The sequence below is a fragment of the Allostella sp. genome (assembly GCF_041913585.1).
In the GTDB taxonomy this organism is placed as follows: domain Bacteria; phylum Pseudomonadota; class Alphaproteobacteria; order ATCC43930; family Allostellaceae; genus Allostella.
In genome coordinates, this window is record NZ_JAYSFE010000033.1 from 1 (window position 1) to 11,017 (window position 11,017).

Consider the following 11,017-nt stretch of genomic DNA (forward strand, 5'->3'; position numbering starts at 1 on the left):
GGGCGGTGAAGAGGTCGAAGGTCCAGTCGATGACGAGCGGGTAGAGGCCGGTGACGCCCGCCACCACCGCCATCAGCACGAGGACGGCGAGGATGTCGAGCCGGCGGCCGGCCATGTGGTCGGCCCACAGCCGGCCGATCAGGCGCCGGTCGGCGCCCGATCCGCGCTTGGCCTCGCCGGGGGAAGTTGCCATCGCCTGCGGATAGCCCGAAAGCGGGCCGGTGCCAAGGCGGCGGCTCAGCCGGGGACGCGGAACACGGCGCGCAGCGTCGCGTCCGCCGGCAGGTCGAAGCCGAGCCCCGGGGCCGCGGGGATCGCGATCCGGCCGCCGCGCGGGTGGCGCAGTTCCGCCGGCAGGAGCGCGTGGAGATGGTCGTGCACCTGGTGGAACTCGACCCAGCCGACGCCGGGGATGGTGCCGCAATGGAGGGCGGCCGCCTGCAGGACGGCGGTGGCGTGGCATTGCGGGGAGAGCGGCACGCCATGGCGCCGGGCGAGTTCGGCCAGGCGGACCATCGCCGTGGGGCCGCCGACCAGCCCGGGATTGACCTGCAGCCAGCCAGCGGCGCCGGATGCGACGAGCCCGGCCAGCCTCGCATGGTCGAACTCGGCCTCGCCGAGGACGAGCGGGATCGGCGACCGCCGCGCGACCCAGGCGAGCCCGGCGACGTCGGCGGCCGCCATCGGTGCCTGGAAGGCCGCCACACCCGCGTCGGCGAGGCGCCAGGCCATCATGTGCGCCGCCTCCCGGTCGTAACGCTCGACACCGTCGACGATGAGCACGGCGTCGCCGATGGCGCGCCGCACCGCCCGGACCCGGATCATGTCGTCGTGCTGCTCCAGGGCGCCGACCTTCATCTTCACGGCCGGGAACCCGGCGGCGACGTAGCCCGCCATCTCCCGGGCGAGCATCGGCGGGTCCTTCTCGGGTGCATAGAGCCCGCCGCTGGCATAGGCGGCGACGCCCGCATCGGCTGCCCCGAACAGGGCGGCCAGCGGCCGGCCGGCGCGTCGGGCGGCTAGGTCGGCCAGCGCCATGTCGAGGGCGCTGGCGGCGCCGGCGTCCGGCCAGTCGCGGGCGGACGGCTCCGCCCGACTGCGGACCTCCTCCGGGTCGCGTCCCGGCAGCCCCTCGGCGATGCGCCGCAGGGCGGCGAAGCTGCGTCCGATCTCCTCCTGGCGGCACCAGGCCTCGCCGATGCCGACGGTGCCGTCGTCGGCCTCGACCCGCAGCAAGGGCGCGCGCCGCTCGCGCCAGACGGTGGCGGGGTTCCACAGCGGCGGGTCGATGACGCGGTGGAACTCCAGCGCGGTGATCCTGCGAATTCTCAATTCACGGTCGCCTTTCGGCCCGGCTCGTGCTCGCGTCTGTTCAAGGCGGGGCCGGAGTGCTTAGCTTCGCACATCGTGCCACCGCCAGCCGGGGAGAACAGCAATGGGCGCACCCACCATCGATCGTCGCGGCATCCTGCGCGGCTCGGCCGTCGGTGCCGGAGCGGCCGCGGCCGCCGGCCTCGTCGGCGCCGGCCGCGCCATGGCCCAGGCGCCGGCCGGCTCGACCTGGACCCAGATCCGCGAGCGCGGCGAACTGCGCATCGGCGCGGCGCCGAGCGAGCCCTGGTTCGCCAAGGACCAGCGGTCGGGCGAGTGGAGCGGCATCGGCTGGGCGATGGGCGTCGCCGTGGCCAAGGAACTGAACGTCAAGCCGGTCGCCGTCGAGACGAGTTGGGGAACCGCCGTCGCTGGCCTCCAGGCCAACCAGTTCGACGTCATGTTCGTGATGGACGCGACGCCGCAGCGGGCGCTCGCCCTCGACTTCCCGAGCCAACCCTTCTTCTACTACGCCCAGGGCGTCCTGGTGCGCGACGGGCTGGTCGCCAAGCGCTGGGACGATCTGAACAAGCCGGAGGTGAAGATCGGCGTCACCCTCGGGACCTCGCCCGACCGCGACGTCACCATCCGGCTGCCGAAGGCGACGATCGAGCGCTTCCCCAGCAACGACGAGACCACGGCGGCCTTCCAGGCCGGCCGGGTCGACGCGATGTCCTTCTTCCATCCGGCGCTCGTCATGCAGCAGCGCCGGGTGCGCAAGGGCACCGTCCTGCTGCCCGAGCCCTTCCGCTTCTCGACCACCAGCGCCGGCGTGCGGCGCGAGGCCGACAAGACCTGGCGCGACTGGCTGGGCCTGACGCTCGACTACTACTACTTCACCGGCCAGACCCAGCGCATCTACGAGGAGTTCCTGGTGTCCCGCCAGATCGATCCCAAGACCGCGCCGGCGATCATGCGCGAGCTCTGGGCGCGCAGCTAGGACCGGCGGCGCCCGTCGACGGCCGGCGATGGAGTACCAGTGGGACTTCGGGGCGGTGGTCCGCCACCTGCCGTTGCTGCTCGACGGGCTGGTGCAGACGCTCCGCCTGTCGGCGGCGGCGATCGCCGGCGGGCTGGCGATCGGCCTCGGACTGGCGCTGATTCGCCTCTCCGGCCGGCGCTGGCTCGCCTGGTCGGCGGTCGCGGTGATCGAGTTCTTCCGCGCGACGCCGCCGCTCGTCCATCTCTTCTGGGTCTTCTACGCCCTGCCGATCCTGGCCGGCGTCAACCTGTCGCCGTTCGCGGCGGCGACGCTGGCGCTGTCGGTGCAGTCGGGCGCCTTCTTCGCCGAGGTCTACCGGGCCGGGATCGTCTCGGTCGAGCGCGGCCAGTGGGAGGCCGGCCGGGCGATCGGGATGCGGCCGGCCCAACTCATGCGCCGCATCGTGCTGCCACAGGCGCTGCGCCGCATGGTCCCGCCCTTCGTCGAGCGCGCCTTCGAACTGGTCAAGACGACGGCGCTCGCGGCGACGCTCGCCTATGGCGAACTGCTCTACCAGGCGATGGTGGCGGTCAGCCGGAGCTTCCGGCCGCTGGAGATCTATTCGGCCGTGGCGGTGATCTTCTTCCTGCTCCTGTTTGCGGCCAGCCTCGCCATGCGCTGGGTCGAGGACCGGCTGCGCCGGGCGGAACGGTGACGCCTTGATCTACCAGCCCGACTTCACCGACATCCTCCTCAACCTCGATCTGCTGGCACGCGGCGCCTGGCTGACGCTGGCCCTGTGGGGCATCGCCTTCGCCTTCGGGCTCGCCATGGGGCTCGTGCTGGGGCTCGTCCGTTCGTCCGGGAACCGCTGGCTGTCGCTGCCGGCGGCGGCCTATGTCGAGGTCTTCCGCAACACCCCGGTCCTCGTCCAGCTCGTCTGGTTCTACTTCGCCTTCCCGGTGCTGACCGGTTGGCAGATGTCGGGATTCGTGGCCGCCGCACTCGGCCTCGCCCTCAACACCTCGGCCTATTGTGCCGAGATCTTCCGCGGCGGCATCGCCTCGATCGCCCGCGGCCAGTGGGAGGCGGGGCGTGCACTCGGCATGCGGCGGACGGCGCTGATGCGTCGGATCATCCTGCCCCAGGCGGTGCGCCGCATGGTGCCGGCCTTCACCAACCGCGGCATGGAACTCGGCAAGATGACAGCCATCGCGTCGGTCATCTCGGTCCACGAGCTGATGTACGAGGCGCGGCTGCTCTCCTCCCAGACCTTCCGGCCGCTCGAGGTCTTCACGGTGATCGCGCTCGTCTACTTCGCCGTCATCTATCCGGGCACGCTGCTCAGCTACCGCCTCGAGGCGCGCATGCGGCGCGGCGCATGACGGCCGACCCCGTCCTGCGCACCGAAGGCCTGGTCAAGCGCTTCGGCGACCTGACGGTGCTCGACGGAATCGACCTCGCGGTGCGGCCCGGCGAGCGGATCGCCATCCTGGGGTCGAGCGGGTCCGGGAAGAGCACGCTCCTGCGCTGCCTCAACTTCATGGAGCTGCCGACGGCGGGCCGGGTGCATTTCCACGGCGCCCCGGTCGGGACTGCGACCGCCAGCGGCCTCGTCCGCTACCGCGAGCGCGAGCTGGCGGCGCTGCGGCGCCGGGTCGGCATGGTCTTCCAGCAGTTCAACCTCTTCCCGCACATGACGGCGCTGGAGAACGTCATGGAGGGGCCGCGGACCGTGCTCGGCCGGCCGCGGCCGGCCGCCGAGGCGGCGGCGCGGGCGGAACTCGCGCGGGTCGGCCTCGGCGACCGCGCCGACTCCTATCCGGCCCGGCTGTCGGGCGGGCAGCAGCAGCGCGTCGCGATCGCCCGCGCGCTCGCCATGCAGCCGGAGGTGCTGCTCTTCGACGAGCCGACCTCCTCGCTCGACCCCGAGCTGGTCGGCGAGGTGCTGCGCGTGATCCGCGCCCTCGCCGAGGAAGGGCGGACGATGCTGCTCGTCACCCACGAGCTCGGCTTCGCCTACCATTTCGCGACGCGGGTCCTCTTCCTCCACGACGGTCGCATCCTGGAGGAGGGGCCGCCCGACCGGGTACTCAAGACCCCGCGCGAGGATCGCCTGCGGACCTTCCTCGCGCGGTTCACGGAGTTCGCGTTCTGACCGTCGATCGCGCGGCGATCTCATCCGCCGGCTCCGGACTGGCCCGGATGGTGCTTGGCTGCGGGCACCATCATGAAATGGATTCGGTTGCCGCCTTGCGCGCGGGGCGCTAGGGATCGGGCAGGCCGACAACCCACGGAGGTTCCGATGCGCCGCACCCTTCTCGCCCTCTCCGTCCTTGCCGCCGCCGCCCTGCCGGGCTGGGCTGCGGCGGACGTCCTCGACAAGATCAAGGAGCGCGGCACGCTCGTGGTGGGCGTCAAGACGGACTACCGCCCCTTCGGCTTCCGCGACCCGTCGGGGGCCATCATCGGCATCGAGCCCGACATGGCGGCCGAGGTCGCCAAGAAGCTCGGGGTCAAGCTCGAGCTGGTCTCGGTCGTCTCGGCCAACCGCATGGAGTTCCTGCGCCAGGGCAAGATCGACCTGATGATCGCCACCATGTCCGACAAGCCGGAGCGCCGGAAGGTCGTCCAGGTGATCGAGCCGCTCTACTATTCCGACGCGGTCAACGTCATGCTGGCCGACAAGGTCAAGGTGACCAAGTGGGAGCAGCTCAAGGGCGCCAAGCTCTGCGGCACCACCGGCGCCTTCTACAACAAGGACGTCGCCTCGCAGTACGGCGCCGAGATCGTCTCCTTCGACGGCTCGGAGAAGCCCTTGATCGCCCTGAAGCAGGGCAACTGCATCGGCTATCTCTACGACCAGACCTTCATCGCCGGGAAGCTGCTGGAGGACGACTGGAAGACCGGCTACCACATGCCGCTGCCGGGCATCATGGAAACGCCCTGGGCGATCGCGGTGGCGCCGGGAGAGGATCGCTTCGCCAAGCTGATGAGCGATCTCACCAAGGAATGGATGAAGGCCGGCTACATCGTCGCCCTGGAGAAGAAGTGGGGCGTCAAGCCGACCGAATATTCGGAGCGGATGCACAAGGAATACAAGGGCTCCTGATCCGGGTCCGCCCGGGTGGAGGCATTCTTCGAGTGGTTCCGGTGGCTCTACGACGCCACCGGAATCAACCTCACGATCTTCTATGACGCGTTCGACCGGAACCGGATGATCTCCGGTTTCTGGATGACGGTCCGCCTCTGCCTGCTCTGCATCCTCTTCTCGGTCGTCATCGGCGTCGTCGGCGCCTGGCTCCAGGGTTCGCACCTCAAGTGGACCCGGCGTGCCGTCCACGGCTTCATCGCGCTCTTCCGCGACACGCCGCCGCTCGTCCAGATCTATTTCTTCTATTTCGGCCTGGGGGCGCTGCTGCCGCGGGTCGACAATGCCTTCGGCATCCCCGAGCCGGTGCTGACCAACGTGCAGTGGGCGGTGATCTCGCTCTCGCTCTTCGCCGGCGCCTTCAATGTCGAGATATTCCGCTCCGGCATCGAGGCGGTGCCGAAGGCGACCGTCGAGGCCGCCGAGGCGCTCGGCTATTCGCGCCTCGGCGCCTACATCCACGTCGTCCTGCCGCTCGCCTTCCGCATCTGCCTGCCGGCGCTCAACAACAACATCGTCAACCTCGTGAAGACGACGACGCTGGCCTACGCGATCGCGGTGCCGGAGATGCTCTACGTCACCAAGCAGATCTGGTCGGACGCGACCAACGTGCCGGAGATGATGGTCTTCCTGCTGCTCGCCTACGTCTTCCTCGTCGGCTGCGTCGTCTGGGTGATGGCGCGCATCGAGCGCTGGCTCAAGGTGCCGGGGATCGGACTGTGAAGGTGCTGCCGGTTCTGCTCGCCCCGGCGGCGCCCGGCCCGTGGGGCGGCCCCCGCCTCGGCCCGCGGCACGGGCTCGTCCTGGCGCTCGGCCTCGTCCTCGCGGTCGGCGCGGCGGAGGCACAGGGCACGGCCCAGGGGCGACCCTCGGTGCTCGCCACCCTCTGGCGGTGGACGCCGCTGCTCCTCGAGGGCTTCGCCTTCAACATCGCGATCTCGCTGCTGGCGATGGCGATCGGCACCGCGGCCGGCGTGCTGCTCGGCCTCGCCCAGGTGTCGCAGGCGGCGCCGGTGCGGCGCGTCGCCTGGTTCCTCACCCAGTTCTTCCGCAACGCACCCTGGCTGGTGCTGCTCTTCTTCGCGATGTTCCTGCTGCCGTTCGAGTTCTCCGTGGCCGGGATCACCGTGCCGTTTCCGGGCTGGATCAAGGCGACCATCGGCTTCGCCCTGCCGGTGATGGCGAACACCTCCGAGATCGTCCGCGGCGCCATCCAGTCGATCCCGTTCGGCCAGTGGGAGGCGGCGGAATCGCTGGCCTTCGGCCGACGGCAGACGATGTGGATGATCATCCTGCCGCAATGCGTGAAGCGGATGCTGCCGCCGTGGATGAACCTCTATTCGCTGGTCACCATGGCGACGGTGCTGGCCTCGGTCGTCGGCGTCACCGAGATGCTGACGCTGGTGTCGGAGGTCCATGCCGCGGAGGGCGGGCGGCCGGAACTGCTGGCACCGCTCTACGGCTATGCCCTCGCCTGCTTCTTCCTCTACTGCTACCCGATCGGCCGCCTGACCGTGCGCCTGGAGCGCCGGTTCCATGTGCGGACCTGAAGGACGAGGCCTGCCTGCCATGCCGGAAGCCGCCGCCCCCCTGCTTCGCGTCCGCGACGTCCACAAGCGCTTCGGCGCGGTCGAGGTGCTGAAGGGGGTTTCGTTCGACGTCGCCCGGGGCGAGGTCGTCTGCATCATCGGCCCGTCCGGCTCCGGCAAGTCGACCATCCTGCGCTGCATCAACGCGCTCGTGCCGATCGACCAGGGCTCGATCCTGGTCGACGGCCAGGAGGTCCACGACCCCGCCCTCGACAAGCTGGCGTTGCGCCGCAAGGTCGGCATGGTCTTCCAGCAGTACAACCTCTTCCCGCACAAGACGGCGTTGCAGAACGTGATGATGGCGCCGATCCACGTCCTGAAGCAGGACCGCAAGGCGGTCGAGGAACGCGCCTGGCGCCTGCTGAAGAAGGTCCGCCTCGAGGGCAAGGAGGCGAGCTATCCGGGCGAACTCTCCGGCGGCCAGCAGCAGCGCGTCGCCATCGCCCGGTCGCTCGCCATGAATCCCGAACTCATGCTGTTCGACGAGGTGACGGCCGCCCTCGACCCGGAGACGGTGAAGGAGGTCCTGGTTACCATCCGGGAACTGGCGGAGGAGGGGATGACCTGCATCCTCGTCACCCACGAGATGGGCTTCGCCCGCGAGGTCGGCGACCACATCTACTTCACCGACCGCGGCGTCATCGTCGAGCACGGCGCGCCGAAGGCGTTCTTCGCCCAGGCCAACGATCCGCGGACGCGGCAGTTCCTCGACCAGATCCTCTGACCGTTCAGCTCGGAAAGTGCCGGGCGAGGTCGTCGATCTGGCCGGCCGTCAGCCAGCGCGTCCGTCTCCCCTCCATCATCAGGTATAGGCGGGCAGTCTCCTCCAGCTCCTCGGCATTGTAGACGGCGTCCTCCAGCGTCTTCCCGGCGACCACCGGGCCGTGGTTCGCCAGCAGCACCGCATGGTGGTCGGCGGCGAGCTCGCCGACCGCGGCCGCCAGTCCCTTGTCGCCCGGGCGGAAGTAGGGGACGAGCGGCAGCCGGCCGATGCGCATGACGTAGTAGGCGGTGATCGGCGGCAGCACGTTGGCCGGATCGACGTCGGCCAGGCACGAGACGCACACCGCGTGCGTGCAGTGGAGATGGACGACGGCGTTCGCCGTCGGCCGGACCCGGTACATGGCGAGGTGCAGGAAGGCCTCCTTCGACGGCGGATCGCCGGCGACCACCGTGCCGTCGGCGGCCACCTTCGAGATGCGCTGGGGGTCGAGGTCCCCCATGCTGCTGTTGGTCGGCGTGATGAGCATGCCGCCCGGCAGGATCGCCTCCGGCAGGCGGACGCTGATGTTGCCGCTCGACCCGTGGGCGTAGCGGCGGTCGTAGAGCGACCTGCCGTGGCGGGCGATGGCGCGGCGCAATTCGGTCTCGGTGGTCATGTCCGGCGTGGGCTCCCCGCGGGCTGGCAAGCGAGGCTGCCAGCGGATACGGTTCGGCCCGGCCACGTCAAGAAATCCGGAGAGGAAGGTCCCCGATGCTGCTGGGTGTGATCGCCGACGACTTCACGGGGGCGACCGACATCGCGTCCATGCTGGCCCGGAACGGGATGCGCACGGTCCAGACCGTGGGGGTGCCGGCCGGCGGCGAGGCGCCCGCGGCGGACGCCGTGGTGGTCGCGCTCAAGAGCCGGACGATCCCGGCCGCCGATGCCGTCCGGCAGTCGCTGGCGGCGCTCGACTGGCTGCTGGCACAGGGCGCCCGGCAGATCGTCTTCAAGTACTGCTCGACCTTCGACAGCACCGACGCCGGCAACATCGGCCCGGTCGGCGAGGCCCTGCTCGACCGGCTGGGCGGCATCGCGGTCGTCTGCCCGGCCTTTCCCGCCAACAAGCGGACGATCTATCGCGGCTACCTCTTCGTCGGCGACGTGCTGCTGTCGGAGAGCAGCATGAAGGACCACCCGCTGACGCCGATGACCGACCCCAGCCTGGTGCGGGTCATGGCCCGCCAGGTGCGCGACCCGGCGACGGTCGGCCTCGTCGGCTTCGAGACCGTCCAGCAGGGGGCGATGGCGATCAGCACCGAGCTCGACCGGCTCCGGGCCGCGGGGAAGCGGTTCGCCGTCGTCGACGCCGTGGCCGATGGCGACCTCCGCGCGATCGGGGCGGCGATCGCCGATGCGCCGCTCCTCACCGGCGGCTCCGGGATCGCCATGGGGCTGCCCGACAATTTCCGCCGCATCGGCCTCCTGGCCGAGGGCGGTGCTGCGGCCCTGGCGGTGCCGGACGGGCGGTCGGCGGTGCTGGCCGGAAGCTGCTCGGCGGCGACCCGCGGTCAGGTCGCCGCGGTGGGCGGGCGCTGGCCGACGATGCGCCTCGATCCGGTCGAACTCGCCGCGGGCCGTCAGAGCGCGGCCGCCGTGCTGAACTGGGCGGCCGGGCAGGATCCGGACACGCCGGTGCTCGTCTACTCGACCGCCGAGCCCGAGGCCGTGCGCGCGGCGCAGGAGGCGCTCGGCCGCGAGCGTGCCGCGACCGTGCTGGAAGAGGCGTTCGCGGCCGTGGCGGCCGGCCTGGTCGGCGCGGGCGTGCGCCGCATGGTGGTGGCCGGCGGCGAGACCGCGGGCGCGGTGGTCGGCGCGCTCGGCATCGACGCGCTCGCCATCGGGCCCGAGATCGACCCGGGCGTGCCCTGGGTCCAGGCGATGGGGGCGGACGGCCTGTGCCTTGCCCTCAAGTCGGGCAATTTCGGCGCCGAGGACTTCTTCGCCAAGGCCTTCGCGCGCCTCGGCTGAGGTCCGTCCTCCGACGGTCCGACCGCCGCTGCGTCCCTCGACTGCTCGTGGCGCTTCGCTCGACTGCGCGCTCGGGATGAGGATTCGATCTTCAGTTTCAAGAAGATAGAGCCCTATCGCGAGCGCCCAGCGCAGCCAGTGGCCGGACCGCCGTCCGGCGCTACTTCGCCAGGAAGGCCTGGATCGCCGGCCCGGCCTTGGCGATCGCCAGCACGCCGTCGAGATGGCCGCCGTCGCCTTCGATCGCCACCGTCTCGACGGCAACGCCATTGCCCTTGAGGATGGTGGCCGCGCGTTCGGCCATGCGCGGCGGCAGCAGCAGGTCGGAGGCGGCAGGGATCAGCAGCGTCCGTGCCTTCACCGCCTTCAGCCCTTCGGTCAGCGACCCGGCATGGCCGGCCGAGAAGAGCTGGTTGGCCTTGGCGAGGTAGAGGAAGTGGTTGGCGTCGCTGGTCCTGGCGCGGGCCGTCGCCGCCTTCTCCAGCGTGTCCTCGATGGCGAAGCGGTTCTCCATCGCCGCCGCCGGGTCGCGCGCCGGGTCGGCCCATTTCCGTCCGAAGGCGCGGTCGGCCCAGCCGGCCGCACGCGCGTGCAGGGTCACGATCTTCAGCGCCTGCGCCAGCCCGGCGACCGGCTCCGGCCCGCCATAATAGTCGCCGCCCTTCCAGTTCGGATCGAGGCGGATCGGCGAGGCCCAGACGTCGAGCCAGCCGACGAGGAAGGCGTCGGCCTCGGCGCCGCCGATGACCGGCACGATGCGCTCGACCATGTCCGGGTGGGCGGCGGCCCACTCGAAGCCCTGCAGCGCCCCCATCGAGGCGCCGACGACCGCGTGGAGCCTGCGGACGCCGAGCGATTCCAGCAGCGCCTTCTGGACCTCGACGAAGTCCCGGATGGTGACGACCGGGAAGCGCATCCCGTAGGGCTTGCCGGTGTCGGGATCGATCGAGGCGGGACCGGTGGTGATCGTCCGCGGGTCTTTGGTCGACAGGTTGACCAGCGTGTCGGAACTGATGACGAAGAAGCGGTCGGTGTCGATCGGCTTGCCGGCGCCGATGATCCCGTCCCAGTAGCCGGGGGCGGCGTCGGACGCGGCATATTTCCCGGCCGCATGCGAATTGCCCGAGAAGAAGTGCGTGACGAGGATCACGTTGTCGCGGGCGTCGTTGAGCTTGCCGTAGCTCTCCCACCCGACCTTGACGTCCTTGATCGTCTTGCCGCCGCGGGTCGTGTAGCTCGGCATCGCGAAG

At 70.7% G+C, this 11,017-nt stretch carries 12 protein-coding genes and 1 pseudogene; 9 read left to right on the forward strand and 4 right to left on the reverse strand.

Annotated features, from left to right (window positions below; translation table 11 throughout):
• A pseudogene (locus tag ACE3Q3_RS08625) lies at window positions 1-193 on the reverse strand (hypothetical protein); the annotation flags it as partial.
• Window positions 194-237: 44 nt separating this feature from the next.
• Entirely contained in the window at window positions 238-1,332 is a 1,095-nt protein-coding gene (locus tag ACE3Q3_RS08630; RefSeq protein ID WP_374444550.1) for a mandelate racemase/muconate lactonizing enzyme family protein, read from the reverse strand.
• 103 nt (window positions 1,333-1,435) lie between these two features.
• On the opposite strand from ACE3Q3_RS08630, the gene ACE3Q3_RS08635 reads away from it, so the two are divergent.
• The 8 genes from ACE3Q3_RS08635 (at window position 1,436) to ACE3Q3_RS08670 (ending at window position 7,757) form a co-directional block, all read left to right on the forward strand.
• Window positions 1,436-2,311, forward strand: coding sequence for a transporter substrate-binding domain-containing protein (locus ACE3Q3_RS08635; protein WP_374444553.1), 876 nt, complete (start codon window positions 1,436-1,438; stop codon window positions 2,309-2,311).
• 28 nt (window positions 2,312-2,339) lie between these two features.
• On the forward strand, window positions 2,340-3,008 hold the full coding sequence (locus ACE3Q3_RS08640) for an amino acid ABC transporter permease (RefSeq protein WP_374444554.1): 669 nt from the start codon (window positions 2,340-2,342) through the stop codon (window positions 3,006-3,008).
• Between the two features lie 4 nt (window positions 3,009-3,012).
• On the forward strand, window positions 3,013-3,678 hold the full coding sequence (locus tag ACE3Q3_RS08645; protein WP_374444556.1) for an amino acid ABC transporter permease: 666 nt from the start codon (window positions 3,013-3,015) through the stop codon (window positions 3,676-3,678).
• A complete protein-coding gene (locus ACE3Q3_RS08650; RefSeq protein WP_374444560.1) occupies window positions 3,675-4,451 on the forward strand; it encodes an amino acid ABC transporter ATP-binding protein in 777 nt (258 codons plus the stop codon). Before ACE3Q3_RS08645 ends, ACE3Q3_RS08650 begins: the two co-directional genes overlap by 4 nt.
• A gap of 147 nt (window positions 4,452-4,598) precedes the next feature.
• Window positions 4,599-5,405 carry a transporter substrate-binding domain-containing protein gene (locus ACE3Q3_RS08655; protein ID WP_374444563.1) on the forward strand — a complete coding sequence of 269 codons (807 nt, stop codon included), beginning with the start codon at window positions 4,599-4,601 and terminating at the stop codon, window positions 5,403-5,405.
• A 15-nt stretch (window positions 5,406-5,420) separates the two neighbouring features.
• A complete protein-coding gene (locus ACE3Q3_RS08660) occupies window positions 5,421-6,167 on the forward strand; it encodes an amino acid ABC transporter permease (RefSeq protein WP_374444565.1) in 747 nt (248 codons plus the stop codon).
• A gap of 2 nt (window positions 6,168-6,169) precedes the next feature.
• A complete protein-coding gene (locus tag ACE3Q3_RS08665; RefSeq protein WP_374444568.1) occupies window positions 6,170-6,994 on the forward strand; it encodes an amino acid ABC transporter permease in 825 nt (274 codons plus the stop codon).
• Window positions 6,995-7,013: 19 nt separating this feature from the next.
• On the forward strand, window positions 7,014-7,757 hold the full coding sequence (locus ACE3Q3_RS08670; RefSeq protein WP_374444570.1) for an amino acid ABC transporter ATP-binding protein: 744 nt from the start codon (window positions 7,014-7,016) through the stop codon (window positions 7,755-7,757).
• Window positions 7,758-7,761: 4 nt separating this feature from the next.
• Here the strand turns inward: ACE3Q3_RS08670 and otnC are convergent, their stop codons facing one another.
• Window positions 7,762-8,412 carry a 3-oxo-tetronate 4-phosphate decarboxylase gene (otnC, locus tag ACE3Q3_RS08675; RefSeq protein ID WP_374444572.1) on the reverse strand — a complete coding sequence of 217 codons (651 nt, stop codon included), beginning with the start codon at window positions 8,410-8,412 and terminating at the stop codon, window positions 7,762-7,764.
• A 95-nt stretch (window positions 8,413-8,507) separates the two neighbouring features.
• Between otnC and otnK the strand changes: the two genes are divergently transcribed.
• Window positions 8,508-9,767 carry a 3-oxo-tetronate kinase gene (otnK, locus tag ACE3Q3_RS08680; protein WP_374444575.1) on the forward strand — a complete coding sequence of 420 codons (1,260 nt, stop codon included), beginning with the start codon at window positions 8,508-8,510 and terminating at the stop codon, window positions 9,765-9,767.
• 160 nt (window positions 9,768-9,927) lie between these two features.
• Here the strand turns inward: otnK and ACE3Q3_RS08685 are convergent.
• On the reverse strand, window positions 9,928-11,017 hold a 1,090-nt coding region (locus ACE3Q3_RS08685; protein ID WP_374444579.1), incomplete at its 5' end, for a homoserine O-acetyltransferase.

Coding starts and splice junctions, on each gene's coding strand:
- ACE3Q3_RS08650 (WP_374444560.1), top strand. CDS start 3,675: ATGACGGCCGACCCCGTCCTGCGCACCGAAGGCCTGGTCAAGCGCTTC.
- ACE3Q3_RS08640 (WP_374444554.1), top strand. CDS start 2,340: ATGGAGTACCAGTGGGACTTCGGGGCGGTGGTCCGCCACCTGCCGTTG.
- otnC (WP_374444572.1), bottom strand. CDS start 8,412: ATGACCACCGAGACCGAATTGCGCCGCGCCATCGCCCGCCACGGCAGG.
- ACE3Q3_RS08635 (WP_374444553.1), top strand. CDS start 1,436: ATGGGCGCACCCACCATCGATCGTCGCGGCATCCTGCGCGGCTCGGCC.
- otnK (WP_374444575.1), top strand. CDS start 8,508: ATGCTGCTGGGTGTGATCGCCGACGACTTCACGGGGGCGACCGACATC.
- ACE3Q3_RS08655 (WP_374444563.1), top strand. CDS start 4,599: ATGCGCCGCACCCTTCTCGCCCTCTCCGTCCTTGCCGCCGCCGCCCTG.
- ACE3Q3_RS08670 (WP_374444570.1), top strand. CDS start 7,014: ATGCCGGAAGCCGCCGCCCCCCTGCTTCGCGTCCGCGACGTCCACAAG.